This is a genomic window from Microvirga puerhi (genome assembly GCF_020089865.1).
Taxonomy (GTDB): domain Bacteria; phylum Pseudomonadota; class Alphaproteobacteria; order Rhizobiales; family Beijerinckiaceae; genus Microvirga; species Microvirga puerhi.
Genome location: NZ_JAIRBM010000001.1, coordinates 16,990 through 42,579, shown reverse-complemented (window position 1 = coordinate 42,579; position 25,590 = coordinate 16,990). Strand labels below are relative to the sequence as shown.

Here is a 25,590-nt window from a genome sequence, read left to right as displayed (position 1 = left end):
CGCTCCTTGACACAATCAGGCTGTCAGATCTCTCAGGCCGATGCAACGCTCCTGCACAGTTCCGTACGTCAGACAGCGTTCGGCGTTACGTAGACCCATGCGGCTAAGGCACACTGTACTCGACCCATAGCAGCACGTCCCGCGCGGCGGCCAGACGATCCGCGTCGGTGCCCTTGGTGATCGTCAGGAAGGCAGGACGCGCGGGCGAGCCTACGGCCGCCGCGTTGAGGGGCCGCACGTTCGCCGGATTCCCGTCACTAAGCGCACCCGCATTGGACATCGCCAGCCCGTCGTCGATATCGAACGACGTCGCCGACGCATTGCCGAAGCGCAGCTTGGCGCTAAACTTGCCACCCACCACGCCCGGTATCACAACGGCAAGGTTCGTCATCACCGCATCGGCCGGCAGAGCCAGCCGGTCCAGGTCGAACCGGATCTTGCCCTGCGGCGCGGCGGCCTTGCGCAGGGTCTTCAGGCCGGTGGAATCGACGGCGAGAGCAGAGACGAACACGGCGCGGCTGGCGGGCTGCGCCACCGGAGCAACTGCGGACGGCACCTCGTAGGCGGCCTGGACGTCGAACGTGATCCGGACGTCGGTGATGCGGTTCAAGCCGACGACGTTCGCGGCCTTCGGAAGATCGAGGGTCCAGGTGGTCGTGAAGGCTGCGCCCTCGAACGGCAGCAGATGCTCTCCCGGCAGGCCGTGCAGAGCCATGTCGGCACGCAACCGAAACTCGCTGATGGGATAGGCATCCGCGAAGCGGAGCAGCGGAATCCGCGAAGCCGCCGGTTCGCGCCGGAGCAGCGAGAAGCCGCTATTGGTGAGGATGCCCCGCGCCGGCACCGCCGTGCCGGGCGCCTCCACGCGCACGTCCACCGCCCGGATGCGATGGGCGAAGGTCCCGGGATGGGCAGCCATCAGGTCATCGTCGGTGAGAGTGAAGGTGCACGTCCCACCGGCCTTCAACTGCCCGAATGCCAGCGGCAGATCGCGGGCAAGGGAGTAGGTGACGGTCAGCGGCACGGTCACGCGCGCGGCCGCCAGGCGTTGGGCTTCCAACTCGGCCAAGTCGAGCGCCAGGCGGTCCACGCCGCCAACGTCGCGCATCCTCTGATCAAAGTAGCCGATTCGAATGACTCGAATCGGGGTGGCCAAGCGGTAGGCCAGGGCCCGTTCCGCGAACCATGCCGCCTGCCCGGCCAAGTCGAGATAGCGATGCAGGGAACGGCCCGCGACGCCGGCGAGCGCCTCCCAGAAGTCGCGGTTGAGGAAGCGTTCGTTCTGATAGGTGATCAGGTCACGGGCATAGGCGAGATCGGTGGCCGCGATTTCCCCCTGCAGGTTGGCGATTGTCACGTTGCGCTCCTGCACGCGAACCGCTGCCTGGGCTACCGGCAGCGTCTCGTTCTTGAGCGCCTTCAATTCGCCCTCGCGCTTCGTGTCAGCATCGGCCATGCCCTGCAACGTGGTCGTGCTGAGCACCGCGAAGGCGGCGAAGCCGCCAACCACGCCGAGACCGCCCATGGCGCTGCCCAGGCCGATGCTTTCGGAACCGGCTGCCGCCGCGCCTCCTGCGCCCTGCTCTCCGAGGCCAAGAGCCTCGCCGACGCCGCTGGTGCTGAGCGAAGTCCACCCCTCAGAGGCGCCCTTGCCGATATCGACCATAGAGCTGATGCTCGATTTCATGCCGCTGAAATATGCCTCGAACTGATTGAACAGCGACTTGGCGTCATCGATCTCCGCCTGCTTCGCAGTGATGAGCTTCTCGACGTCGGTAACGAGCTTCTTGGCGACGACAACGCCGGCCTTGGCGATCTCGACCTGTTCCGCGGCGATCGCCACCGTGGCCCGCGCCTTGCGCTCCTGTGCCTTGGCGGCCAAGAGGTCCAGGTCCAACTGCTCGATCCGGCCGAGATAGGACAGATAATCGTTCTGGGCGGACTTCGCACTTGTGGCCCACCGCTGCGCCGCGTTGACCAGAGTGTCGTAGCTTAATGTCGGCACCGCCTCGTCGTTGTAGCCGTAGAAATTGAGACCGGCCTCGAGCTGGTGGAGTGCAAGGCGAGCCCGATCGACCTGGTTACGCACCCGTGGGTTTTCGACCAGGCCGAACCACGGCAGCGTGAGGTGGAACGGTAGGTAAGCACTGGTCCCTGGATCTTCGCCGTGGAGGAAAATCGCGGCCTTGTACAGTTCGCGAGCCCGCTCCAGGCTCGCTGCGTCGTCAGTGCGGTACAGCGCCTCTGCCCAAGCCAGAAGCGCATCGGCCTGCACCATGCGGGCGTACCGCTCCTCCAGTGGATGCAGCAGTGGCGTGTCCGGCTTGAGCACATCGTAGCCGCCGCGCATCTGGGGGGTAAGCGAGAACGGACCGTTCAGGCGCTGCTCTTTGTCGTACATCAGGCGGGCCGTGTAGGGACGGTCGCCCAAGAGGTCATTCCAGCGCAGGCGGCCAGCCACTACCCGTCTGTTCGATGCGAGCGAGTCTGGATGTTTCGCCATGCCGGCCGGCGTACCGAGCATGCCGATGCCGATGTAGAATCCGGTCACCCCCGCCAGCACGTCCACCGTCCCGGCCAAGTCGCCCAGCCCTGCACGAATGGTGGCGCGAAGCATCGGCAGCAGGAAGCGCAGCTGGTAGGTGCGCAGGCGCGTGGCCTGATCAAGCGCGATCCGGAAATGCACCACGTCCAGCCAGAGATCGTCGGGTCGGGCCAGTTCGAAGAACCGCTCGAAACCATCCGGCGAGTATGTGCCGCGTGTCCCCGTGAGCTCGGTGATGTTGGATACTTTGAGCTTGCGGCGTCGGGCGAGGCTCAGTGGGCGTGAGAAGTTCCCAACGCTCATTTCCGGCTCCCAGTTCTCACCGGATCGGGGGTTGGGGGCGGCGGCGTTCAGCAGCTGCTCGGCCTCGTCCGCCAGACGCGCGGCAGTGGCGAACTGGTTCCTGTCGATGGCCTGGACAAGCTCGGTCAGCTTGGCGTCCGCGGCACCGTAGGCCAGCAGGAAACTTGCCGCGCGATGCACCTCGTCCATCGTACCGAAATAGCTGTTGTAGGGGGTGAGGCTGTGGGTGCCGGGCAAGGCCTTGTGATATTCGAGGAATTTCTTGCGCCCTTCCGTGAGCCATGGGCCGGCCAGCGTGCCGATCACTTGGGTGCGAATTGCGAAAAGGTTCTCTGCGAAGAATGGCTGCTGCCGCGCCAGCCACTCGTCGAAGCGCAGGAAGAACGGAGCGGAGCCGACCACTTCGGTCCAGAGGATCGGCTTGCCCTCGACACCGGGCAGTTGCGGCTCGATGACGTTCTCGCGCGGCTCTACCGGCCCCTGCGCCGTGTCGCTGAGAATCCTGGAGAGAGAATGGATATTGAGCTTCACGGGGGTGGAGGTGACGCTGTCCGGCTCGGTGAGAGGCAGACGGTATCTGTTGGTGAATTCTTGGACCGTGACCGGCGCAAGCGCCAGCAATGCGTCCAGATGTTGCCTGTCGGTGCGCGCGCCCTGCGCAGGCAGTGTGCCGGCCGCGATTCCGAACCCGAGGCCCGACCCGGCGGGTGCGGTGAGGATCGCGGTGACCAGCGGCACCAGCAACCGATTGAGAGGCACCTCGGTCCGGTCGGCGGTCCGGAAGTCCTGTTTGAAGCGACGTTCGAGCTGACGCTCGACGATGTCCGGAAACGTCTTCGGATCCGCCCCGACACCGAGCTTCTGCTGATGTGCGAAAAGCACGAAGACCGAGCGCAGGTAGTCGCGGTAGGACTGGTCATCGGGCAGCGCCCAGGGGAAGAGACCCCAACCCAGGCCGGGCTTGATGACGAGGTCGATGTCCCGCAACGGCTTGGGCTTCAGGTCCACGTGCGGTAGATCGCGGAACTTCACGATCCGCACTTTGCCGTCCCGCAGGGCCACCGGATCCAACAAGAGCATGGCGGATGTTCCCTCTGCTGCATCCGCGCGCTCCAGGCTCCGCTCCAGTTCTAAAAGGAGACGTGCACGCTCGCCCGAAGTCAGGACGCGCACGATGCTGTCGGCCGTCGGCGCAGCAAGATCGCTAGCGAGATCATCGACACGCACCCTCCTGGTAGCGACGAGTTGATCGGCAAGCAGCGCGAGGCGATCGGCGTTGAGTTCCGAGGCCGGGGGCACATCCAGGATAGCCGGGACCTCGCCATCCAGTTCGGCGTGGGAGACCTCGATGCCCTCCCCCGGCCCGCCCGACAGCCGAACCAGCAGTCGCTGCCGCCAAAGGTTGTGCGGAATGTCCAGGATGGCGATGCCGTCGGCACCGCTCAGCGTCCGCGCGACGAAGTCCGAACATTTCTGCTCGCCCACTATCGCCTCTACGCCAACGTCGCTGAGAGGTGCTCTCGTAGTGGCGTGAACAGTCTTTACCTGGATCCGCAACGGCTTAGCATCGTTCAGCATCGCCCTTGTTTCCTCTCATGCGCAATTTGAGCAGGCTGGGCAGGTCGGAGCGAAGCATGTCATGGATTGGTTGCCGATCCGAACCCGACGCACATGACGCAGACAAACTCGGAGCAGTTCTCCCGGACATCCGGCACGCGGCCATGTGGAATGCAACGCCCGTCACCGAAACAGACGGCTACTCACGAACTGCTTGGCTTTGAGTTTATTCACATCGGGACCGATGAGTATCGGGTGAAACCCTGAGAACTGGGGCGGCAATCCGCGTGCCCGTTAGGATCTCGGTTCGAGGCGTCCTGATACCGTCGATGCGTAGAATCAATCTGCAAGGTGCTTGACCGCAACGCTCCGCGGTCACCGGAACCGATACCTCCTTCGGCTTACCTATTTCGGCGCATAGCGAATCATTTATCCTGCCCCCTATAAGTAATCCGTCGACTTTAATCCTATCGAGCAGCAGAAAATAAGCTTACCGAAGATTCACAGGACGAGTTCGGCAAATCTCACAGAGGCTTAAGACGGGGGACTGAAGTGGAACCACGTATTGAACATGTGGCTAGAGCATTCTATTGGGCAGAAGCCGGTTTGGATAATTGGAATGAGGCGTCGGAAGCGCTCAAGGATAATTTCCGCACCTACGCTTGGGCGGCGATATCACTCCTCGACGAGGAATCGGACCTGAGCCTCGACCACTTTGGGGAGCTTCCTGACAAGGAATGAAACCTCGCCTGGGGCGGCTCATGCGGAATGGGCAAGCAAATGCCCGGACCCGCCATCAACGTCCCTCTTCCCTGAAAAACAGCAGAGATCGAGAGCGGCGGCTTCGTTAACGAGCAAAACGCGGAGCTGCCGCTCACATCTTGGGACATATGGCCCACGATCGTTCCTTGCCCTAAAGCAAGGTTCCACTCAGGATGGCGAGTGCGACCGTAAAGTAGATGATCAGGCCGGTCACATCGACCAGTGTTGCCACGAAAGGTGCCGATGCGCTCGCAGGATCGAAGCCAATTCGTTGCAGGATGAAGGGAAGCATCGATCCGGCAAGCGAGCCGAAGGTTACGATACCGACAAGTGCCGTACCGACCGTCAAGGCAATGAGCATCCAATGCTCGCCGTAATCGTAAAACCCAAGCTTCTGCCACAACGTGATGCGGACCGCCCCGATCAATCCCAGGATCGTGCCGAGGGTGATGCCCATGGGCAGTTCCCGCAAAGCGACGCGCCACCAGTCGCGCAGTCTTACTTCCCGCAAGGCAAGCGCGCGAATGAGCAGAGACGTTGCCTGGGACCCCGAATTTCCGCCCGAACTCATGATCAAGGGAATGAACAAGGTCAGGACCAGAGCCTTCTCCAACTCTCCCTCGAAGAATTGCATGGCGCTGGCCGTCAGCATCTCGCTTAAAAACAGAATACAGAGCCAGCCGGCACGCTTCCGGATCATCTCGATGAAGCTGATCTGCATATAGGGCTCGGTCAGAGCCTCCATGCCGCCGAACTTCTGCACATCCTCCGTGCTTTCCTGGACGATGGCGTCGATCACGTCGTCGACCGTGACGATGCCGATGACATGGTCACGGTCGACGACGGGAACGGCTAGGAGATTGTATTTCGAAATGATCCGCGCGACGTCTTCCCGGTCGGTGAGTGGCGTGACCGTCACGGGTCGCCGGGGATATGCAACGGACAGGATCGAGGCGTTCGGTTCGCCTGAAATGAGCCTGCGCAACGAGGCCGTTTGAATGAGCCTCTTCGTCCTCGGATCAAGAACATAGATCGCATACACGGTCTCCCGCGTCCGCTCGACCCGACGAATGTAGTCGAGCGTCCGCCCGACGGACCATGTCGAGGGAACGCTGACGAACTCCGTCGTCATGATGCTGCCTGCCGTATCCGGCGGATAAGACAGGAGGCGAAGAACGGAAAGCCGCGTCTCGTCGTCGAGACGGTCCAGGAGGACGGAACGGCGAGGCTCTTCGAGATCGCGGAATACCTCCGCGACCCGGTCCGCGGACATGCCCGACAAGAGCGCCAGCGCTCGATCATCCGGAAGGCTTGCGATCAGGTCGGCAGATTCTTCCAGCTCAGGTTGGTCAAGCACCTCGACCGCCCGGTCGAGAGGCAGGTGACTGAGCACCTCCGACGCGACCTCAGTCGGCTGCTCGTTCAGAATCTCCGCGATGTCGGCAACATGCTCGTTGGCCAACTCCGCAGCAAGGGTGGAGGGATCGCGAACCACCTCGGTCGGGTTGTTGCTGTCTTCCATGGCTCACCTCTTTTCGACCAGCCGTCACGGGCCGGTCGCGGTGAGCCGATCAAGCGATCAGGCGTTCACGCGGGCCGGTGACGGCTGGGACAATCGACTGTAACTGTCGCTTGGCATGGGGGTCTGGGTTCCTGTGGTCCCGCAACCTTTCAAACGGGGTGCGGATGCAAAGCGCAATGCGCCTGTCGCGGTTCCCAGTCAAGCCGAAAAACATGCGCGCTTGGCCGGCGCAGGCATCAGTGGCCGCCGAGCGGCGATGATCGACCCCGGCTCAACCGCAGGCTGACCTTGCAATGAAAGTCACCTCGTTCAGGTGTTATGCCGCTCAAGCTCAGGGTAAACGCTACTGCGTTCGCGCGTGCCGGCACGCTAGGATGGCCGCGTTCCGTGGCTCCGGATCGTGATGCAGGAGTATGGGATGGTGCAGCGCGTTACTTTTTGGGACTTCTCCGAAGGTGCCGACGTCCGATATCGTCATCCTCACGCGGATGCCCTTGTCTGCCGGTCTGCCCTCGACGAGGCGTGCCACATCCTCGAAGTCGTCCGCATCGAGTGGCAGAGGGCAAAGGACCGGCATCTGGTCGTGCGCAGAGGTCTGCACCGCATGCTCGCGCATGCCTATCGCCGCCAATCGTTCGCTCCCCTTAAGATCCTCTTTCATAAGGAGGAAGAGGCGTTGAAAGACCGCGAGGCCGCGGCGCGGCGACTGGCCACGGCGGAAGAACGATGGCGCGCTCTACAGATCGCCTCGGTCTACGAGCAGGAAACAATGACGGTTGGGCCGTTTCCACGCCGCGCGAACTGACGGCGCCGTCGGGAGGAGACGGATTCAGTGTCCGTCGCCGGCGGACCTGCGGTGTTTTCCAAGTCTCATCTCAGGTCTTACCCTAATACCGATCCTTCGTGGCCGCCCTAAAGTGTTCTTCTCGCGGGAATGAAATCCGGCAGGGCCACGCCAGCGCCTCGGATGATCTCCCACAGGGAGGGCTCATCATGAAGCCGGCCACGCTGACCGCTGCGGTAACCCTTTGCCTGTTACCCCTGGCATCATCCACCGAGGCCGCCCCCTTTCAGAGCGCCGGTCCGGTAGCGCACCGGACGCCCAATCTGATCGAAACAGTGCAATATCGCCCTGGCGCGGCGCGCGGTGGTTTCGCCGCGCGAGGACCTCAAGGCGGTGTCGTGGCAGGCCGCGGGGCTGCGGTCGCGCGTCCACCAGGCTACCGTCCCGCAAGACCGATCCCTCCCGGAGCCGCATGGGTCCGCCCACCGAACTACTGGTGGCGCCCCGGGGCCGCCGTCGCGGCGGGGGCGGCTCTCGGCTTCATCACAGCCTCAGCCGCCGCGAACTACGTCGCGCCGCCGGCGCCGGGCCCCGGATATTGCTGGTACTACACGGACCAGCAGCGAACTCAGGGATTCTGGGACGTCTGTCCCCGTTGAGCGGAGCACCTCTCCGCAGGAGCAGGCGATCACCCATGTTGTGAAAGTGCCGACCTTGACGCAGAATCCCTTCAAGTTCCCGATCGCCCGACCAGCGCCCCGAACTGGCGTCCCCTCTTCCGAGACGGACGCCTTAACCGGCAGAAGGACAGGATCAGGTGCCAGATAAGACACAAGTAGTGAGCCGGTTGGACAGCGGGCACCCTGCACATGCCCGGGATGCGATCCTCGACCTTCAGGCACGGGTGAACCAGTCGATTATCGGGCAGGAAAGGGTTGTCGAGCGTCTGATCATCGCTCTGCTCGCCAACGGCAATGTCCTGATCGAAGGTTTGCCTGGCCTCGCCAAGACGCGTGCCATTAAGAGCCTGGCGCAGAATCTCGAAGCGGAGTTCAGCCGCATCCAGTTCACGCCGGACCTCCTGCCCTCCGATGTGACCGGCGGCGAGATCTACCGCAGCGACGGCCAAGGCGGCGGAACCTTCGAGTTCCGTCAGGGACCCGTCTTCGGAAATCTGATCCTGGCGGACGAGATCAATCGCGCCCCGGCCAAGGTGCAATCGGCGCTGCTGGAAGCCATGGAAGAGCGGCAGGTCACGGTGGCGGGCAAGCGCTACACGTTGCCGGACCTGTTCATGGTGCTGGCCACGGAAAATCCGATTGAGCAGGAGGGTACTTACCCTCTTCCCGAAGCCCAGATGGACCGCTTTCTGATGCACGTCCGCATCGATTATCCGAGTGATGGGGACGAAGTGAAAGTCCTCCGTCTGGTCCGAGACGAAAATGCAAGCGGAGGCACTTCCTCCGCGTCCCCACCCAAGATCCCGCAACGGGCGATTTTCGATGCCCGGGCGGAGATCGATCGGATCAATTCGGCAGAAGCTATCGAGAGCTACATGGTCGGCCTGATCGCAGCGACGCGCCGTCCCGTCGAATATGGGGACAAGCTCAAGCAGTGGATCGCCATCGGTGCGAGCCCCCGCGGCTCGCTTGCCCTCGATCGGACGTCGCGCGTCCAGGCCTGGCTTCGAGGACGAGATTACGTTGTTCCGGAGGATGTGCAGGCGGTGGCGCATGACTGCCTACGCCACCGCGTCTCCCTGAGCTACGAGGCGAGCGCCGACGGCGTGAAACCCGACGACGTGATCGACGAGATCATCCGGCAGGTTGCCGTCGCGACCTGACGGAGCACGGAGGCGACGGATGGCTTCAGCAGGAACGCATCGCCACTCTTCTTCCGGCGCCGCCCGGATCACCGTCACGGTGGACGAGTTGATCCGGCTGCGCCACAAGGCCCGTGGCTTCAGCTTCCTGCCGCGCCAGCCGGTTCACAGCATCCTGACAGGGCGTCACGCCTCGCGGCTGCGTGGACGCGGACTGAACTTCGAGGAGCTGCGCCCCTATTATCCCGGCGACGACACGCGCACCATCGACTGGAATGCAACGGCGCGGCTGCGCGATCCGTTCATCCGCGTCTATACGGAGGAGCGCGACCGGGCGGTGATCCTGCTCGTCGACCAGCGGCTGTCGATGTTCTTCGGCAGCCGCCGCGCCACGAAATCCGTCGTCGCCGCCGAGATCGCGGCCGCATCGGCGTGGCGCGTCACGTCCCTCGGCGATCGGATCGGTGCTGTCGTGTTCTCCGACAGCGCAATGACGACGATCAAGCCGCAGGCGCGGGATGCTGGGGCGATGAACGTCATCAACGCGGTCGCCAAGGTGAATCAGCAACTGCCCGGGCGGGTCGCCGAACCCACGCGACCGGAGGCGCTCAACGAGGCCCTGCATCATGCCGCAGCATTCCTGAAGCATGACGGCCTCCTGTGCATGATTACGGATACGGCGGGAGCCGATGCGGAAACGGTGGAACACGTCACGGACCTCACCGCCCACAACGACGTCATGAGCATCTTCGTCTACGATCCGCTCGAGGCCGACCTTCCCGAAATCGGCCCCGCCGTCGTTGCCGAAGCCGATCGTCAGATCGAGGTCGACACGACCTCGTCGGGACTCAGGCGCGATTTCCTGGAGACTTTCGAGGAACGTCGGCGACGGGTCGACGGCTTCTCGCGCAAGCGATCAATCCCCGTTTTGCCGATCCGTGCGGATCTCGACCCGATCGACCAGCTTCGCGAATTGCTGGGACGGCGCATGGCGCACAAGGTTCCGGCGGCCCCGGCGGCGGCGGTGCAACGATGAACGGCGATCCCGCCGACCTCTCCAACCTGCGGGACATAGCGCTTCCGTCCGCCGTCTCGTGGTGGCCGCCGGCACCGGGCTGGTGGCTCATCGGCGCAGGCATCGTGGCGACGGTTCTGGTCGCGTCGATCCGCGCCTATCGCCGATACCGCGCCAATGCTTATCGCCGCGAAGCCATTCGCGAATTGGACGCATTGTCCGACCGGAAAGCAGTGATGCCACTTCTCAAGCGGGCCGCGATGACGGCCTATGGACGAGGGAGTGTAGCTGCCCTGAGCGGTGCGGATTTCCTGACATTCCTTGATCGGACAGGCCGCACGGAGGATTTTACGTCAGGCCCGGCCCGACTTCTTCCCGCGCTGGCGTATTCGCGCGAAACAACGATGACGCCTCTGGATTTTGCAGCCGCTGTCGCCGCCGCACGGCGTTGGCTGCAGATCCACGAAGCGGAAGGGCGATAGCATGCTGACCTTCGCCTATCCCTGGCTCGCATTGCTGCTCCCCCTACCCTGGTTCGTCTACCGGTTCACCCCACCGCATGCGGAACGCAGAGCCGGCGTGAGAGTGCCGTTCTTTCACACGTTGGTATCCCTCACCGGACAGACGCCGGGGAGCAGGACCGTCACGGCAAACCGGGGCACTGGTCGCATGACGATCCTCATTGCGTGCTGGGCTCTTTCCCTTGCAGCGCTAATGCGTCCGCAATGGATCGAGCCGCCTCTGCATCGCGATCTCCCCACGCGAGACATGCTCCTTCTGGTGGATCTCTCGGCATCCATGGACACGAAGGACTTCGTGGACGCGCAAGGCAAGACGGTGGATCGGCTCACGGCGCTCAAACAGGTTCTCGACGACTTCGTCGCGCGCCGCCAAGGAGACCGGATCGGCGTCGTGGTCTTCGGCGATGCGCCGTTCACGCTGGTGCCGTTCACGACGGATCTGACAGTGGCCCGTCAGCTCGTTCAGGACACATCCGTCGGCATGGCCGGCCCGAGAACCGCCTTCGGGGATGCGATCGGTCTCGGCATTTCGCTATTCGACAAGTCGACGGTGAAGGCGAAGACGATGATTGCCCTGACCGACGGCAACGATACCGCCAGCAAGGTGCCGCCGGCAGAAGCCGCCGGGGTCGCAAAGGATCGCGGCATCGTCATCCACACGATCGCCATCGGCGATCCGGCGGCGGCCGGCGAGGAGAAGCTCGACGAGGCTGCTCTCAAGGAAGTGGCAGGCACGACAGGCGGCAGCTTCTCCCGTGCTCTCGACCGGGAGCAGCTTGCCGGAATCTATCGACGTCTCGACGAGATCGAGACCCGCCGCATCGAGACCGTCTCATTCCGTCCGAAAACCGATCTCTATTGGGTGCCACTTGCGGCTGCCGTGCTGCTGAGCCTGGCAGCCGCTTCCCTCGTGCTGGTCCGCGGACGCCGTTCGATTCCGGCGCCGGCACGACAGGAGGCCAGCGCATGAATACAGCCCTCGGCGCGTTTCATTTTCTACGTCCGTGGTGGCTCCTGCTGCTTCTCCCGGCGCCGTTCCTGTGGTGGCAATTACGGAATAGAACGGATGCGACAACGCGGTGGGCATCCGTTATCGATCCGGCCATTCTCCGGGCCCTGACGATTGGCGGTGAAAAGCCGTCACGCCTTTCGCCTCATGATCTTCTGTTTGCAGCCTGGATCATCGGCACCCTTGCCGTCGCAGGTCCGACATGGAAGCGGGAACTCTCGCCCTTCGCCGATGCCCGTCCCCCGGTCGTGGCAATCATCCGGGTCGCCCCCTCGATGAAGGCGGAGGACCTGCCGCCGAGCCGTCTCGAACGGGCCGTCCAGAAGCTCACGGATCTGGTAACGACACGGGAAGGTGCTTCAACAGGGCTCATCGCCTATTCCGGGTCGGTCCACCTCGTCCTGCCTCCGACCCCGGATAAGGACGTTGTCATCACCATGGCCCAGGCGCTTTCGCCGGAGATCATGCCGAGGGAGGGCGACAATCTCGTGGAGGCTCTCCGCCTTGCATCGCGTGTGCTTCGGGACGGCGGCAAAGGGGGATCGCTCCTGGTGATGACCGATACGGTAGCACCGGACCAGGTCACGCTCCTACGCACGGCACGAAACGACATTCCCTTCGAGGTCGCCTTGTGGGCCGCGCTGCCGCCGGCACGCCTCGATGCGGCGCAGGATCTGCACTCAGCCGCCTCGTCCATCGACGCATCGCTCGAAGCGATGACGCCCGACCGCACGGATGTCGATGCCATTGCCGGAGAACTCGACCGTGCGAGCACGACGAGCGATGTAGCCGGAGAAGGCGAAAGATGGCAGGAGGCCGGCTATTGGCTGACGCCCCTGATCGCCCTCCTCTCTCTGGCGTGGTTCCGACGTGGCTGGGTCATCGGAGCTTGAGGCCATGACGATTTCGATCCGCAATATGGTCCAGAGGCTGCCACAGGTTCTGAGCCGGTATGCCTACGCGGCAATTGCGGGCATCACGCTGGTCGGGCTGGTGGTTCTTGGTATCATGACGGGCTGGCGCGATCTCTTGCTGACGCCGGACCAGCGCGGGGCATGGGCCATGCATGCAGGCCGTTATCAGGCAGCAGCCGCGGCATTCGCCGATCCGGTGTGGCATGGCGCTGCGCTATTCCGGGCAGGCACGTTCAAGGACGCCGCTCAGGCGTTTGCCGGGGTCGACACCGCCGAGGCTGCCTACGACCAGGGGAATGCCCTGGTGATGCTGGGGCAGTACGAGAATGCCGTGGCCCGATACGACCGGGCCCTCGCACTCCGGCCCGGCTGGGCGGAGGCCGAGGCGAACCGTGCGCTGGCGCAGATCCGGGCCGAGCGCCTGAAGACGACGGGCGGGGATACCGGCAACACCGATTCACGACCCGACGAGGTCGTCTTCGATCCGAACAAGCCTAAGACCAATGAAGGGAAGGACACGCAGACGGAGGGTGGCACGCCGATGTCGGACGAGGCCGTTCGGGCCCTGTGGCTGCGCGGGGTCCAGACGAAACCCGGCGATTTCCTGCGGGCGAAGTTCGCTTATCAGCTCCAGAACCTGTCTCCCGCGCCCAATGGAGGAACGCCGTGAGGATCGTTCTCTTCGTCCTCGGCACCCTGCTTGTCGGCGCGTCCGCCGCCTTCGCCCAGGCGCCGCAGCCGCAGGAGGTCGTCGTCAGACAGAGCCTGCAGGCGGCGGAACCTCCGGTCGTCGGCCAGAGGATCGCGCTCTACGTCGACGTGCTCTTTCCGGGGACGATGCCGCGTCCGCCGCGGGTCTCCATTCCGGACACACCCGGGCTGCAGACGTTCCGTTTCGAGTCCCAGGGCACGACGATGGGCGACCGGATCGATGGCCGGGCCTATGTGGGTCAGCGGTTCGAGTTCGCGGTCTTTGCCCGTCGCGGTGGAACCTTCACCATTCCGGGCGCCATGGTCACCCTTCTCGACAGCGCCGGCGATGCTATCGGCACCGCTACCGGCTCACCGACGGCACTGACGATCCGAGTGCCGCCAGGCGTCGACCCATCAGTGCCCGTCATCGCCTCGACCTCCGTCAAATTGACGGAAGAGTGGTCGGGACCAGCCGGTTCGACCCTCGCAACGGGCGATGCGATCAAGCGTGTCATTCACCGCGAGGCCGAGGACGTTCCGGCCCTTGCCATGGAGCCGATTTCCGCGGAGGCTCCCGATGGCGTGAGGGTCTATGCTGGCCCTCCCCTTTCCGAGGACCGGATCGTCCGTGGCAACCTGACCGGGCGCCGAACCGATACGCTGACCTACGTGTTTGAGCGCTCCGGCTCGTATGCCCTGCCCGCCATTGCGCAACCGTGGTGGAACCTTCGTGAATCTGCGCTCAAGCGGGAAAGCGTGGCAGGCCGCACGATCTCCGTCGCAACCGCACCCGCCGCAAAGGCTTCGAGGCGCTTCCTCGACCTTCGAAGGCTCACGTGGACGCAGTTGGGAGCGGCACTTGCCCTGATCGGCCTCGCCTGTCTTCTGATCGGGCTGGCTCGGCGTCTCGCACCTCGCCTGCTCATCTGGTGGCAGCGCGAACGGCAGCGACGCGCCAATTCCGAGAAGGCCGCCTTCAGAACCTTGCTCAAGGCGGCGAGGTGGGGTGATCCGGCCAGCACCTACCAGGCATATCTCCCGTGGCGGGCACGGCTGCCTGCCAGCGAACGGGCAGCGGCAGACGCCGTCGTCCGCGGTCTCGAAGCCTTCTTGTATCGGCCACACCCGGCCTCCGCCGCATGGTCGAAGCCCGAGGGACGAGACCTAGCCGCACGAGCCAAGCGGTTCAGAGCGGAGATGCGGCGACGCGCAAGCCTCTCCCGCAAACCCAATCCCCTGCCACCCCTCAACCCGGTGCCGCACACATGAAACACGCAGCCGCTTCCTCTAAGCCGACAGTGGCCGATGGCATGATCTTCATCCCGGGCGGCACCTTCGCCATGGGCTCGAACGACCATTATCCGGAGGAAGCACCCGTTCATCGCGTCACCGTCGACGGGTTCTGGATGGACGCGACCCCGGTCACGAACCGCCAGTTCAAGGCTTTCGTGCGTGCAACGGGCCATGTCACGACCGCTGAGACGATCCCCGACGCCAAGGACTATCCCGGAGCCAGGAAGGAGATGCTGCGGGCCGGATCGCTGCTATTCACGCCTCCCGGCCACCCCGTCGACCTTCGCGACTGGAGTCAGTGGTGGACCTTCGCCTTCGGCGTGAACTGGAAGCGTCCGCAGGGGCCCAACAGCAACCTCAAGGGACTGGAGGATCATCCGGTCGTCCATGTCAGCTACACCGACGCCCTCGCCTATGCCCGCTGGGCCGGCAAGGATCTGCCCACGGAGGCGGAATGGGAGTTTGCGGCGCGCGGCGGCCTCGAAGGTGCTGAGTTCGCCTGGGGCGACACGCTCAATCCGGAGGGGCGGCAGATGGCCAATACCTGGCAGGGTCAGTTTCCCTTCCAGAACACGATGCTCGACGGCTACGAGCGCACGTCTCCGGTCGGATCCTTCCCAGCAAACGGTTACGGCCTCTACGACATGATCGGAAACGTCTGGGAGTGGACGAACGACTGGTTTAGCCCGAAGCATCGGGAAGATGCGCCCAAAGCCTGCTGCATCCCAGAGAATCCTCGCGGCGGGCATGAGGAAACGAGCTACGATCCGCAGCAATCGGAGGTCCGAATCCCGAGGAAGGTCGTGAAGGGCGGCTCGCATCTCTGCGCACCGAATTATTGCCGCCGTTACCGCCCCGCTGCCCGACATCCGCACCCGATCGACACGTCGACGAGCCACATCGGCTTTCGGTGCGTTCGGAGATAGCGCGACGTAGGCCAATGGCGGGCAGCCTGTGAAGCGCCCGCCATCCAAGGCGATCAATCAGTTCTTCGGCGTCAGTTTCTGCATCACCTCGTCGAGATTGAAGCTCGCTGGCTTCTGTCTGATCGGGAACTCCTTGAAGCTATCGAGCCACTGTGCGACCACCACCTGAGACGGTACGACGATGAAAGCGCGATCGAAGAACCACTTCTCATATTCGATGGAGGAGTCGCCGCGCTCGAACGGATCGGCGCGGAGGTTGAATAGCTTCGGCGCGCGAAGATTCGTGAACTCGCGCCGCCAGATCTCGATGCCCTCATGTTCCATCGGCTTGAAGACGACCTTCCAGTCGCCGACGCGGAGCGAGACCAGCGCGCCGTCATCGTTCCAGTAGAGGAAGTCCCGACGGGGAGAATCCTTCGCACTGCCCGTGAAGAACGGCATCAGGTTGTAACCATCGAGATGCACCTTGAAGGTCTTCGTCCCGGCCTGATAGCCGGTCCGGCACTTGGCGACGATGTCGGGCTCGCCGCCGGCGGCACAGAAGGTCGGGATCAGGTCGTAGTGTGCGAAAATGTCGTTGTAGATCGTGCCGGGCTTCACCACGCCGGGCCAGCGGATCAGTGTCGGCACACGGAACCCACCCTCCCAGTTGGTCGCCTTCTCGCCGCGGAACGGCGTCGTCCCGCCATCGGGCCAGGTCATTACCTCGGCGCCGTTATCGGTGGTGTAGACGACGATCGTATTCTCTGCGACCCCGAGATCGTCGAGCTTCTTCAGCAATAGCCCGACATGTCCGTCGTGCTCGACCATGCCGTCCGGGTAGAGCCCTTTGCCGGTCTTCCCGTCGACTTCCGGCTTCAGGTGCGTATTGACGTGCATACGGGTCGAGTTGAAGTAGCAGAACCAGGGCTTTCCGGCCCGGTGCTGTCGGTCGATGAAGTCGAGCGCCGCGGCCGAGGTCTCGTCGTCGATGGTTTCCATGCGCTTGCGGGTCAGTGGTCCGGTGTCCTCGATCTTGCCATCGGCGGACGACCGGATGACGCCGCGAGGGCCGAAGCGCTTACGGAAATTGGGATCCTTCGGATAGTCCGGATTCTCCGGCTCCTCCTCGGCGTTGAGGTGATAGAGATTGCCGAAGAACTCATCGAAGCCGTGATTGGTCGGCAGGAACTCATCCTTATCGCCGAGATGGTTCTTGCCGAACTGGCCGCACATATAGCCCAACGGCTTGAGAAGTTCCGCGACCGTCGGATCCTGAGGCTGGATCCCGACATCGGCACCCGGCAGACCGACCTTGGTCAGTCCGGTGCGGATCGGCGATTGTCCGGTGATGAACGCGGCGCGGCCCGCCGTGCAGCTCTGCTCGCCGTACCAATCGGTGAACATGGCGCCCTCGTTGCCGATGCGGTCGATGTTCGGCGTCCGGTAGCCCATGATGCCGCGATGATAGATGCTCGGATTGAACCAGCCGATGTCATCGCCCATGATCATGAGGATATTGGGCTGTCGGCCGCTCGCGGGAGCCGACGTGGCCTGCGTCTGCTGTGCCTCGGCTGATGTCCCGGCAATCGTGGCCAATGCGACGGCAGTTCCGGAAAGCAGAATGTCGCGCCGGTTGATGGCCGCACGGCCTGCATGATCCTTGTCGGACTTCCCCGAGTTGTGGTCACTCATGATCGGCTCCTTCGCGGTTGTTAAGAAACACGTGCTGATCGATGGGGGCCTATAGGCCCGCTATGGCTTGTAGATCGTCCTCCAGTCGTTCTTCATGTCGACGACGAGCCAGCCCCGGCGCGGCGCCTCGTCCAGAGCCTTATCGAGCTTGCCCACCAGGGATTGCCGATCGTAGGCGTATTCACGCTCCGCGTCGGTGTGGTGGACGATGAGAGCAAAGCGCGGACCCGTATTCAGGGTCGTCCATTGCAGCATCTGCAGGTCGCCATCCGAATTGCCTGCCGCGAAAACCGGGCGGCGCCCGATGAAGCGGTTGATGCCGACCGGTTTTCCAGGGCCGTCGTCGACGAAATCGACCTCCGGAAGCTTCTCGATGACCGGCGTGTCGCCATCGAGGCGATAACGCGTCTTCCCGCTTGACCCGATGACTTGTTCAGGCGGAATGCCGTAGGCCTTCTCCGTCCAGGGCCGCACGAATTCGATGCCGCCACCGGAAACGATGAAAGTCTTGAAACCGTTCGCGCGCAGATAGGCAAGCAGCTCGACCATCGGCTGATAGACGAGGTCGGTATAAGGCCTCTGAAACCGCGGATGCCGCGCCGTTGCGAGCCAATCGCTGACCGCCTTGTCGAATGTCTCGGTATCCATGCCGCTATGGGTTGCGATCATGAGGTCCGCAAGTCCCTGCTCGCCGAGGGATGCCAGCGCCGCCGTGTCGCCGTCCACGATCGCCTTGAACACCGGCTGCTGCGCGAGCTCCGGATGCTCTTTCACCATCTGCTTCGCACGGTCGAGGATGAAGGCCGCCTGGACATACATGGGCTGTTCCGTCCAGAGCGTTCCGTCGTTGTCAAAGGTCGCAATTCTCTCCTCGACCGGCACGAAGTCCGAACCGCCCTGCTGCGTCACGCGCCCCACGAACGCAAGGATCGCGGATTTCGCATTCCCGTCGTTCCAGGAGGGAAGCGGATCGGCCTGCGCCCACGCCCCGGATGCAGCGGGGCCGAGGGCCAATAGCGCCAGAGCAACGATAAAGCCTCGACGGGTGTGCCCGATCATGATGTACAATCCATTTTTTGCGACGTGCCCCAAGGTCTTACATCCCTGAGCCTCGCTCAGTCGCACCGGGTGAAAGTCGTCTCGAGTTCGGGAAAGTCGGGATCGAACTTCACGATCGTATTCGGATCGGGGACACGAAGCGTGACGGGCAACGGACCAACCATCATGCGGCTCGCGCAGTTCAGGATCACCTTCAGGCCTTCAGGTGTCTGTTTCTCCGATCCGAGTGTACAGGTTGCCCGAGCTCCCTGGATGCGCTTGCCGTCGATGATGAAGCTCGTGTCGATGAAGCGGGGATTGGGCCGAAACGCGATACGTCCGTTCTTCTTCGCAAAGGCTCCGGAACACGTGGCGGAGTTAATGACCCATGCCCCCTGAAGCTCCGAGATCGTTGCTGCGGCAGCAATCTCGGGAGTACTGACAGTTGCGGTCAAAGCCATCAGAGCGGTCACACCAAGGTTAGGATTGAAGAACCTTGCGAAGAGACACATCGAAAATCCTCCTGCCTGGAAGCATCTTTCACGATAGGATAAGATGCAATCCCGGCATGACCGGAATAACCCCTGAGATCTTCGGGAAAAAACCCTGATCTGGCCATCAGGGAAAGCACCCGATACGCGAATACTACGGCTCGACGAGCCTGTTTCGAATGGCGTACCGCACCAGTGTCGCGGTGGAATTGACATTGACTTTGCGCATGGCCGACGCGCGGTGGCTTTCGACGGTCTTCAAGTTGAGACCGAGGACCTGAGCCACCTCCTTGTTGCTGTGTCCCTCGGCAATGAGTTGCACGACGCTTCTTTCCCGCGCCGTTAGGACACCGTCGCTCGCATGGCCCTTGGTCAGGTAGGTATTGAGGAGCGTTTCGGAGACGCGTCCGGTAAAGAAGGGCTTGTGGCGCGCGAGAGACTCGACGGCCGCGATGAGAAACTTGCGGGCATCGGATTTGAGCAAGTAGCCTCTGGCCCCTGCCTCGAGCAATTCCCGGATCAGGGGCTCGCTCTCGTGCATGGTGAAGATCAGTACCTCGGTCTGCGGCTGGTGAGCGCGGATCTCTCGGGTCGCATCGACGCCGTTCATGGACGGAAGCTGATAGTCGAGGATGGCGACATCCGGCCTGGTCTCGGCGGCGAGAGCGACGGCTTGGCGTCCGTCCTCGGCCTCGGCCACCACCTCCCATCCTGGCTGGCCACTCAGGATCGTGTGCAGCCCGGAACGGACTACGTCGTGGTCATCGGCAATCAGGATTCGCGTCATCGCCTGGGTGCCTTTCCGAAACATTTTCCATAACCCGAAAGCCGAGTCGCGGCACTTGGTATAAACCCTGAAACTTTGCCGGGAAAACCCGCTCCACGCGTTCGGTCATCATCCAGTTTCGTCGACGGGACCAACGGCGAGGTTGAAGCCGACAACGCGCCCACCTTCTCGCGGAATGAGAGCGCGAACGACGGTCCCCCGACGGCTGCTTCGGATCCGCAGCCGACCGCCATATTGGTGCAGTCGGATCCGCATGCCTGGAATGCCGACCCCAAGGGTCGGAGGGCTGGAGGAAACGCTCGGCCGCCGCATCCCATGCCCATCATCCCCGATGCACAGGATGACCGCTCCGGGCGTCATACGCAGGTCGACAACGACGCGCTCGGCCCGGGCATGTCGATGCGCATTCGTCAAACCCTCCTGAACGATGCGAAGCAATGACCGCTGAAGATCGAGAGGAAGGTCGTCCGCTTCTTCCGTCAAGCGGGTGACGACCGGAAGGGCCGTCCGCTCCGAGAAGCCGGAAGCAAACGAGCGGATCGCGCCGGTCAGCCCCTCACTTTCCAACTCGCGTGGATGCAGCAGATAGGTGAACACGCGCAGTTCCTTGAGCGCCTGATCCAGGGACCGATCGATCTCGTCCAAGATGGGCCGCGCATCGTTCCGCGGCAGAAGCCGCTCTACCTTCATGAGATTCAAGCCTACGGCGACCAGATGTTGGGCGGTCGAGTCGTGAAGCTCCGCCGCGATACGCTGGCGCTCCTCCTCCTGAAGCGTCAACAGCTTTTCGGACATCATGTTGACTGCTGCCTTGGCATCGATGAGGTCGGTCACGTCCTCATGGGCCACGATGATGCGGGCATGGTCTCCTGCCAGAAAACGCGTCGCCTGCAGTTGGAACCAGCGATGATGCTCGGAGGCATCTCGGCGATAAATGCTGCGAAATCGATTGCGCTTACCGGCAAGTACGGTCTGCATGCCAGCAAAGACCAGCTCCTCTTCCATGCAGGAATCGAGATAATTCGCACCGACGCCATGGGACGCGTCATCATATCCATGGTCCTTCGCGAATCGGTGCCAGGCCCGATTTACCGAGAGGATAGTGCCTCGATCGTCCAGAACGGCCACATGAGCCGTCAGTGCATCCAGGGAAGACTGAAGGAGCTCACGCTCCTCCCGAACCGCCTCATGCGCCTCGTGCCGATCGGTCACGTCGCTGAAGAAGACGCTAGCACCCTCCGGCGAAGGATAAATGCGATAATCGACGTAGCGCCCGGGATGATAGATCGATGGCAGCTCCCCCTGAAATACGCGTCGATGATCGACCGCTCCCGCCAGGGCGACATCGAATGCGGAATCGTGCCCCATCACCTCGAAGCAGGAACGGCCGATGACCGATCCGCGCGACAGATTCCACCATCGCAGGGCGGCGGCGTTGACATTCGTGATCCGGTACCCCTCGTCGAGCGTAAAATAGCAATCGCTGACGCTCTCAAGGATCCCGTTCAGACGCGCGTTCGTCGCCGTCAGTTCGCTTCGCGTCGCCACCGCATCGCGCTTCAGATCCTCGACGGGGCCGACATTCCGCATGAGCAGGGAGGCGGAACCTCCTCCGACGAGGAGGAGAAGAGCACCTGCGAGAGCGATGTGGTACGCCGCCGTTGCCACCGGAGCGTCCACCAGACTCGCGGGAGCGACCGAAATGGCCGTGTATCCGGAAATGGCGGAACGACAGAAGGCGACGAGGATGGCGCTCGATCCAGTGCCGACCCGGAAGTGGCCATTGCGGTCCGGCCCAGTCAAATGCTCCTGGTATTCGCGCGTCAACGGAAAGGGCACGGGGCGGCGGTCCGCATTGGCACCTGTCAGCTCCTGAAGAGAGCGATCGAGGATGACCGTCTTCCAGCCGGCCACAGCTTCGCCACCGTAGACGGCTTTGCTGAACTGATCGTCGGGGATGACGAGCGAGAGGATACGCATCATCTCGCCTCGCGCATCATCCAGCCGCAGACTGACGGAAATCGTCCATGCGCCGGCCGTCCGATTGTCAACGCGATCGGACAGACTCAGGCGCTCCCTGCGGATCACCGGAATCCGATCCCTGACGGTAGGAAGATCGGCGATGCGGAGCAGCGGCGAACCATAGGGACGCTTTGTGTTGAGGATCTGCTGGTCGAGATCCCAGAGAATGAACGAAGCCTGCTCCGGATGCGGAGTGGCGAGCAACTGGTCATAAAACTCCTTTAGGTCACTTCCGCGGAGGTATGGGGAGCGCGAGAGGCCCTTCAGCAAGTTTCCCAAGGATTGAACTTCTCGATCCAGTGCATTGGCGGCTGCGATCGAAGCGGAGAGGCCGCGGTGAACCAATATGTGCCGCTCATGAAGCGCATGCGAGAAGAGGACGGCGGCTGCGATCAGGAAGGACAGGATAGCCGTCATCGAGCCCGTCAGCATGACCCAGCCGCGAATTCCAGCCGAACGGGACAAGCTCCGGCCAAGACACTTGATGGAGCTCACGTTATGCATGGTACGGCTTTTGCGGGATGATCAACACGCCCGGCCCCTGTCCAGCATCGCACTTTGCCGCAACGTTAACACAGGTTAAAGCCAAGGCGAAATCCGAGCTATCCGGGTTCTCATAGGCCGATATCCGCATTCGCCGCACACGTGCCTCAGGGTTTAACCCGATAGTCCGATTGCGGCCCGTTCGACATGGTAGGAACGGAGTTTCTCCAACGGCAGCAACGGACCTTCATCCCGGAAACCGCCGTCTCTGCACTCCCCGGAGGTTCTGATGAGAGCCCTTCTCCTGCTTGGTGCGACCCTGTGCATCGCGGGCTGCATGTCCCGCTCCGACCCGCTCACCCGAGAGCCGAACTACGTTGCCGCGCAGATCTATCAGAACCCGGCCCAGGGCAACGACACCTTCGGCGGCGGAGCGCTTCCGCCCCGTATTGGTGGGCCCATGTAGGGATGAGATTCACCGCAGGTGGATCGAAGCTCTGAGCGAGAATACGGCGCAGCCGGCGATCAGTGCGGATCGGAAGCGTGGCTGTGGGCTGCAAGGTCCGCCAAGGTCTCGACGATCTGCTCCTCGCGGCTCGGCTTCTCAAGCCAGGGAACCGTCTGCACCTCCCTGGGAAGGCGCCTGCCGTGAGGCATGGCGGAATAGACGGCAAAGGGGATTCCACGGGCTCTCAGCGCCCGCGCGATTGGAACGCAGGAGCCATCACGCAGCATGAAATCGAGCAAGGCGACGTCGGGCTGATTCCGGTTGAGCCAAGCGAGAGCGCTCATGTTGTCGGGGAAGGCACTGACAATTCCAAAACCAGCGCCAGACAGGAAGGTCTCGAGGTTGAAACCGATCAGCGCCTGATCTTCGACGATCATGCACAGGGGCTGCGTAGCCATATGAACACCTCAACCTCAGGAGAGCGCAGCGGTCATCCGGAACGAGCGCTCTCGGGAGGGTTCAGCAGATCACCCCACGCAATCAGTATACCATCATCGTTTCCCCAACTCATTATCTCTTGTGTGGCCTGGCTTCGCTCGGCCCTAAGAACGATGCTCCTTACCCCCCTCGGTGTGCCTTATAAGCGAGGATATCCAGACGCTTTATTTCCGGCGGCTCGACGAAGAGCTCGGGCGCCTGCTGGATCAGGCTAACAGCGATGTTTCCGGCAAGATGTGCGTCGCGCGACGCCGCATCCGGAAAAGCATCGAAGATCGCGAAGGTGTTGTGGTCGAAGCGAAGTGCATACCATGTCACGGTGCCCAGCTCAGCCTCCGCAAGAGGCAATAGCGAACGGAGAAATTCAGCGGCTTCCTCCTCTCGTCCCGGCTTGGCTTCCAGGGGGACATAAAGAGCGAGCTTGGTCATGGTGCGGTGTCTTCCTCAAGGCGCAGATATGTCAGGCGGCATATGGTGCAGTATTCGACAAAGCCCAGTTCTAGACACATCGGTCGCGTCTGCCGGAAAGCTCCTCTCGATGCTCACTTGGTTTTCGGAGCGGCTGGGCAAGCGAAGGTGAATTCCGAATGCAGCGGGGTAAGCCTCTCGCCTGCAACCACACGGCAATTGGGGCGATTGGCTGCGAGATACTCGTAAGCCCCTTCCTCATAGGCGACACCGGTCACGAGCGGGATTGGTTTCGGAGGGTTCTTGAAGCTCTCGCAGATCGGCCGCGCGATGTTTCCAGCATAAGGCGTGACCATCAGCTTGAGAGCACTCGGATGAAGCGCCACGAGATAGCCGCCACATCGCGTCTTGACCGTCACGCCACTACCCGGCTTGTAATCCCAGAGCGAGCCACCGGTCGAGGAGGATGCGCAGGCTGCAAGCCAAAGCGCCAAAGTCATCAGCATCCCCACCCGATTCAGATACGCCATGACTGCCCTTTCGGTTTCCACTGCGACTTTGCCTGACCTGAAGAAGTCGGCGCACACTGACCATAGGGCAGCAACAAGCTGGGCCTAGACCCCGCCGTTGTTATCAGGAAAAGAGAATATGCCGGTGCGGCGCTCGATCGCCGTTACCAACACAGTGCAGCCGTCACCTGATATTTGGTCTTGCAGGACAGGCCATCGCCGCTCTGAAGTTGATCGACGGAGCGAGGACGACATGAATTGACGCTGGCCGTATCGATCGCCTGACCGGCATCATAGCCGCGAGCTTTGCAGATCCTTATGGCGGCCTCGCCGCAATCCGCGTCGCCGCTCGCCGAGATGGTGCATCGATCGGAGCCCTGGACGATGCGCGACATTCGGGGCAACTCAGGCGTTGCATCCTGTATTGCACGGATTCCGGCCTTCAGTCGCGCGCCCATCGTCCCTGTCCAGGTCGGCTCCTCAACGGCAGCGCTCTCCGGTCCCGCGCAACCGCCGACCATCAGAACCGTGGCCAGGATCGGTGTTCTCAGTCGGCGCCGTGTCGATGGCGTCAATGCTCTCTCCAGGCTTTTCACCTCTGAAAGAGCAAGGCATCCCATAGCAGTCCAGCCATTGCAAGTCGGCCAGAGACGCTCCGGCGCGGTATCTTAGGGCTCTATGCGCGATGCTGGTTCTTCTTGAGTTTGCCAGGGCCAAGCCGTGGCTGTTCAAATGGCGTCGCTGCTTGAGACCGATCTGAGCACGTCTTTCAAGAACTTCAACAAGAACACGGCCTGCAGGCTTCCTTGCAGGTCGTGTCGCTTGGATCGTACGATGTCACTCTCCAGGCACGATAATTGTGGACCTGGCAGCCTCTCTCTGAGCCCTGCTCCGGTTGCGATAGCGCCTTACGAGGGCGTATCCGCCCGCCAGGAGAAGAAATGGAAGACCGGCTCCGGCAATTGGTCCGGGGGCGCCCCGATTGCCGCCACCGCCAGGCGAACCACCGGGTGAGCCGCCGGGTGAACCTCCGGGCGAACCACCATGCCATCCACCAGGGGACCCGCCGGATCCGCCATGGTCGTTATGATATGCCCACCAAGCCTTCCAACGGCCCATGGCCTCAGCAGGGGGAGCGACAGTGCTCGCAACGGCAAAGAAGGCCGTGGCGGCGATCAGGATCTTCGGCAGGGCATGCATGAAATTCTCCCGTGACATTCCAACGCATGTTAACGCGTGACATCGGGAAACGAACGGCGCCTTATCCGTAATGTAAGATGCTTAATCCTTCAGGGTTACAAAAAAGCAAAGGTGCTTAAATTTTCGCTGATAGCGCCTAAGCAAGCTTCAAAATAATCACCAAGTTGTAAAGAATTGTTACAATTTGTTCTTCTTGCATCCGACTCCGCTGATCCTGGAAATCGGCACATGTTCGTTTTCGTCCGGCGAAGCTCGCTGCCGTAAGGTAAGCTCAACATATAACATAGATGAACCAGGCCTCAGTCGTCACGCTCCAATACAAAATCGACCGGGGCAGGACAAAGCAAGCCCAGCTGACCTGAATTG

General features: G+C 62.5%; 24 protein-coding genes. 12 read left to right on the top strand and 12 right to left on the bottom strand.

The window, feature by feature from the left end; all coding sequences use genetic code 11:
* Window positions 1–103 precede the first annotated feature (103 nt).
* Window positions 104–4,333 carry a Tc toxin subunit A-related protein gene (locus K9B37_RS24825; RefSeq protein WP_224310787.1) on the bottom strand — a complete coding sequence of 1,410 codons (4,230 nt, stop codon included), beginning with the start codon at window positions 4,331–4,333 and terminating at the stop codon, window positions 104–106.
* 624 nt (window positions 4,334–4,957) lie between these two features.
* On the opposite strand from K9B37_RS24825, the gene K9B37_RS00215 reads away from it, so the two are divergent.
* Window positions 4,958–5,146 (top strand): hypothetical protein, encoded by a 189-nt coding sequence (locus tag K9B37_RS00215; protein ID WP_224310786.1) that lies wholly within the window; start codon window positions 4,958–4,960, stop codon window positions 5,144–5,146.
* A 172-nt stretch (window positions 5,147–5,318) separates the two neighbouring features.
* Here the strand turns inward: K9B37_RS00215 and mgtE are convergent, their stop codons facing one another.
* On the bottom strand, window positions 5,319–6,689 hold the full coding sequence (gene mgtE, locus K9B37_RS00210) for a magnesium transporter (RefSeq protein ID WP_224310785.1): 1,371 nt from the start codon (window positions 6,687–6,689) through the stop codon (window positions 5,319–5,321).
* A 418-nt stretch (window positions 6,690–7,107) separates the two neighbouring features.
* Between mgtE and K9B37_RS00205 the strand changes: the two genes are divergently transcribed.
* From K9B37_RS00205 to K9B37_RS00160, 10 genes are all read left to right on the top strand, one after another.
* Window positions 7,108–7,494, top strand: a complete 387-nt coding sequence (locus tag K9B37_RS00205; protein ID WP_224310784.1) for a hypothetical protein — start codon at window positions 7,108–7,110, stop codon at window positions 7,492–7,494.
* Between the two features lie 188 nt (window positions 7,495–7,682).
* Window positions 7,683–8,132, top strand: a complete 450-nt coding sequence (locus K9B37_RS00200) for a hypothetical protein (protein WP_224310783.1) — start codon at window positions 7,683–7,685, stop codon at window positions 8,130–8,132.
* 179 nt (window positions 8,133–8,311) lie between these two features.
* A complete protein-coding gene (locus tag K9B37_RS00195; RefSeq protein WP_439651650.1) occupies window positions 8,312–9,316 on the top strand; it encodes an AAA family ATPase in 1,005 nt (334 codons plus the stop codon).
* 19 nt (window positions 9,317–9,335) lie between these two features.
* Entirely contained in the window at window positions 9,336–10,331 is a 996-nt protein-coding gene (locus K9B37_RS00190) for a DUF58 domain-containing protein (RefSeq protein ID WP_224310782.1), read from the top strand.
* Window positions 10,328–10,792 (top strand): DUF4381 domain-containing protein, encoded by a 465-nt coding sequence (locus K9B37_RS00185; RefSeq protein ID WP_224310781.1) that lies wholly within the window; start codon window positions 10,328–10,330, stop codon window positions 10,790–10,792. Before K9B37_RS00190 ends, K9B37_RS00185 begins: the two co-directional genes overlap by 4 nt.
* A 1-nt stretch (window position 10,793) precedes the next feature.
* Window positions 10,794–11,801: a VWA domain-containing protein gene (locus K9B37_RS00180; protein ID WP_224310780.1), complete on the top strand. Its 1,008-nt coding sequence runs from the start codon at window positions 10,794–10,796 to the stop codon at window positions 11,799–11,801.
* A complete protein-coding gene (locus K9B37_RS00175) occupies window positions 11,798–12,733 on the top strand; it encodes a VWA domain-containing protein (protein ID WP_224310779.1) in 936 nt (311 codons plus the stop codon). Before K9B37_RS00180 ends, K9B37_RS00175 begins: the two co-directional genes overlap by 4 nt.
* A gap of 4 nt (window positions 12,734–12,737) precedes the next feature.
* Window positions 12,738–13,424, top strand: coding sequence for a tetratricopeptide repeat protein (locus tag K9B37_RS00170; RefSeq protein ID WP_224310778.1), 687 nt, complete (start codon window positions 12,738–12,740; stop codon window positions 13,422–13,424).
* On the top strand, window positions 13,421–14,716 hold the full coding sequence (locus K9B37_RS00165) for a COG1361 family protein (protein ID WP_224310777.1): 1,296 nt from the start codon (window positions 13,421–13,423) through the stop codon (window positions 14,714–14,716). The genes K9B37_RS00170 and K9B37_RS00165 overlap by 4 nt, the downstream gene beginning before the upstream one ends.
* Window positions 14,713–15,666: a formylglycine-generating enzyme family protein gene (locus tag K9B37_RS00160; RefSeq protein WP_224310776.1), complete on the top strand. Its 954-nt coding sequence runs from the start codon at window positions 14,713–14,715 to the stop codon at window positions 15,664–15,666. Before K9B37_RS00165 ends, K9B37_RS00160 begins: the two co-directional genes overlap by 4 nt.
* Before the next feature lie 57 nt (window positions 15,667–15,723).
* On the opposite strand, the gene K9B37_RS00155 is transcribed toward K9B37_RS00160, so the two are convergent.
* From K9B37_RS00155 to K9B37_RS00135, 5 genes are all read right to left on the bottom strand, one after another.
* Window positions 15,724–17,340 carry an arylsulfatase gene (locus K9B37_RS00155; RefSeq protein WP_224310775.1) on the bottom strand — a complete coding sequence of 539 codons (1,617 nt, stop codon included), beginning with the start codon at window positions 17,338–17,340 and terminating at the stop codon, window positions 15,724–15,726.
* Window positions 17,341–17,400: 60 nt separating this feature from the next.
* Entirely contained in the window at window positions 17,401–18,399 is a 999-nt protein-coding gene (locus K9B37_RS00150; RefSeq protein ID WP_224310774.1) for an HAD family hydrolase, read from the bottom strand.
* 56 nt (window positions 18,400–18,455) lie between these two features.
* The gene (locus K9B37_RS00145; RefSeq protein WP_224310773.1) at window positions 18,456–18,890 is read right to left on the bottom strand and encodes a hypothetical protein; all 435 of its coding nucleotides are present in this window, start codon (window positions 18,888–18,890) and stop codon (window positions 18,456–18,458) included.
* Between the two features lie 133 nt (window positions 18,891–19,023).
* Window positions 19,024–19,656 (bottom strand): response regulator, encoded by a 633-nt coding sequence (locus tag K9B37_RS00140; RefSeq protein WP_224310772.1) that lies wholly within the window; start codon window positions 19,654–19,656, stop codon window positions 19,024–19,026.
* 108 nt (window positions 19,657–19,764) lie between these two features.
* The gene (locus K9B37_RS00135; protein WP_224310771.1) at window positions 19,765–22,182 is read right to left on the bottom strand and encodes a PAS domain-containing protein; all 2,418 of its coding nucleotides are present in this window, start codon (window positions 22,180–22,182) and stop codon (window positions 19,765–19,767) included.
* 268 nt (window positions 22,183–22,450) lie between these two features.
* Between K9B37_RS00135 and K9B37_RS00130 the strand changes: the two genes are divergently transcribed.
* Window positions 22,451–22,627, top strand: a complete 177-nt coding sequence (locus tag K9B37_RS00130; RefSeq protein WP_224310770.1) for a hypothetical protein — start codon at window positions 22,451–22,453, stop codon at window positions 22,625–22,627.
* 59 nt (window positions 22,628–22,686) lie between these two features.
* Here the strand turns inward: K9B37_RS00130 and K9B37_RS00125 are convergent, their stop codons facing one another.
* From K9B37_RS00125 to K9B37_RS00105, 5 genes are all read right to left on the bottom strand, one after another.
* The gene (locus K9B37_RS00125; protein ID WP_224310769.1) at window positions 22,687–23,067 is read right to left on the bottom strand and encodes a response regulator; all 381 of its coding nucleotides are present in this window, start codon (window positions 23,065–23,067) and stop codon (window positions 22,687–22,689) included.
* 160 nt (window positions 23,068–23,227) lie between these two features.
* Entirely contained in the window at window positions 23,228–23,536 is a 309-nt protein-coding gene (locus tag K9B37_RS00120) for a putative quinol monooxygenase (RefSeq protein WP_224310768.1), read from the bottom strand.
* Between the two features lie 113 nt (window positions 23,537–23,649).
* Entirely contained in the window at window positions 23,650–24,045 is a 396-nt protein-coding gene (locus K9B37_RS00115) for a hypothetical protein (RefSeq protein WP_224310767.1), read from the bottom strand.
* Window positions 24,046–24,188: 143 nt separating this feature from the next.
* Window positions 24,189–24,599: a hypothetical protein gene (locus tag K9B37_RS00110; RefSeq protein ID WP_224310766.1), complete on the bottom strand. Its 411-nt coding sequence runs from the start codon at window positions 24,597–24,599 to the stop codon at window positions 24,189–24,191.
* Window positions 24,600–24,932: 333 nt separating this feature from the next.
* Window positions 24,933–25,103: a hypothetical protein gene (locus K9B37_RS00105; RefSeq protein WP_224310765.1), complete on the bottom strand. Its 171-nt coding sequence runs from the start codon at window positions 25,101–25,103 to the stop codon at window positions 24,933–24,935.
* Between the last annotated feature and the right edge of the window lie 487 nt (window positions 25,104–25,590).

What these genes read in the sequence shown, in the direction of transcription:
- K9B37_RS00185 (WP_224310781.1), top strand. Translation starts at nt 10,328, where the DNA reads ATGAACGGCGATCCCGCCGACCTCTCCAACCTGCGGGACATAGCGCTT.
- K9B37_RS00135 (WP_224310771.1), bottom strand. Translation starts at nt 22,182, where the DNA reads ATGCATAACGTGAGCTCCATCAAGTGTCTTGGCCGGAGCTTGTCCCGT.
- K9B37_RS00200 (WP_224310783.1), top strand. Translation starts at nt 7,683, where the DNA reads ATGAAGCCGGCCACGCTGACCGCTGCGGTAACCCTTTGCCTGTTACCC.
- K9B37_RS00160 (WP_224310776.1), top strand. Translation starts at nt 14,713, where the DNA reads ATGAAACACGCAGCCGCTTCCTCTAAGCCGACAGTGGCCGATGGCATG.
- K9B37_RS00105 (WP_224310765.1), bottom strand. Translation starts at nt 25,103, where the DNA reads ATGGCGGATCCGGCGGGTCCCCTGGTGGATGGCATGGTGGTTCGCCCG.
- K9B37_RS00205 (WP_224310784.1), top strand. Translation starts at nt 7,108, where the DNA reads ATGGTGCAGCGCGTTACTTTTTGGGACTTCTCCGAAGGTGCCGACGTC.
- K9B37_RS00115 (WP_224310767.1), bottom strand. Translation starts at nt 24,045, where the DNA reads ATGGCGTATCTGAATCGGGTGGGGATGCTGATGACTTTGGCGCTTTGG.
- K9B37_RS00180 (WP_224310780.1), top strand. Translation starts at nt 10,794, where the DNA reads ATGCTGACCTTCGCCTATCCCTGGCTCGCATTGCTGCTCCCCCTACCC.
- K9B37_RS00155 (WP_224310775.1), bottom strand. Translation starts at nt 17,340, where the DNA reads ATGAGTGACCACAACTCGGGGAAGTCCGACAAGGATCATGCAGGCCGT.
- K9B37_RS00170 (WP_224310778.1), top strand. Translation starts at nt 12,738, where the DNA reads ATGACGATTTCGATCCGCAATATGGTCCAGAGGCTGCCACAGGTTCTG.
- K9B37_RS00150 (WP_224310774.1), bottom strand. Translation starts at nt 18,399, where the DNA reads ATGATCGGGCACACCCGTCGAGGCTTTATCGTTGCTCTGGCGCTATTG.
- K9B37_RS00190 (WP_224310782.1), top strand. Translation starts at nt 9,336, where the DNA reads ATGGCTTCAGCAGGAACGCATCGCCACTCTTCTTCCGGCGCCGCCCGG.
- K9B37_RS00175 (WP_224310779.1), top strand. Translation starts at nt 11,798, where the DNA reads ATGAATACAGCCCTCGGCGCGTTTCATTTTCTACGTCCGTGGTGGCTC.
- K9B37_RS00145 (WP_224310773.1), bottom strand. Translation starts at nt 18,890, where the DNA reads ATGTGTCTCTTCGCAAGGTTCTTCAATCCTAACCTTGGTGTGACCGCT.
- K9B37_RS00120 (WP_224310768.1), bottom strand. Translation starts at nt 23,536, where the DNA reads ATGACCAAGCTCGCTCTTTATGTCCCCCTGGAAGCCAAGCCGGGACGA.
- mgtE (WP_224310785.1), bottom strand. Translation starts at nt 6,689, where the DNA reads ATGGAAGACAGCAACAACCCGACCGAGGTGGTTCGCGATCCCTCCACC.
- K9B37_RS00140 (WP_224310772.1), bottom strand. Translation starts at nt 19,656, where the DNA reads ATGACGCGAATCCTGATTGCCGATGACCACGACGTAGTCCGTTCCGGG.
- K9B37_RS00125 (WP_224310769.1), bottom strand. Translation starts at nt 23,067, where the DNA reads ATGGCTACGCAGCCCCTGTGCATGATCGTCGAAGATCAGGCGCTGATC.
- K9B37_RS00130 (WP_224310770.1), top strand. Translation starts at nt 22,451, where the DNA reads ATGAGAGCCCTTCTCCTGCTTGGTGCGACCCTGTGCATCGCGGGCTGC.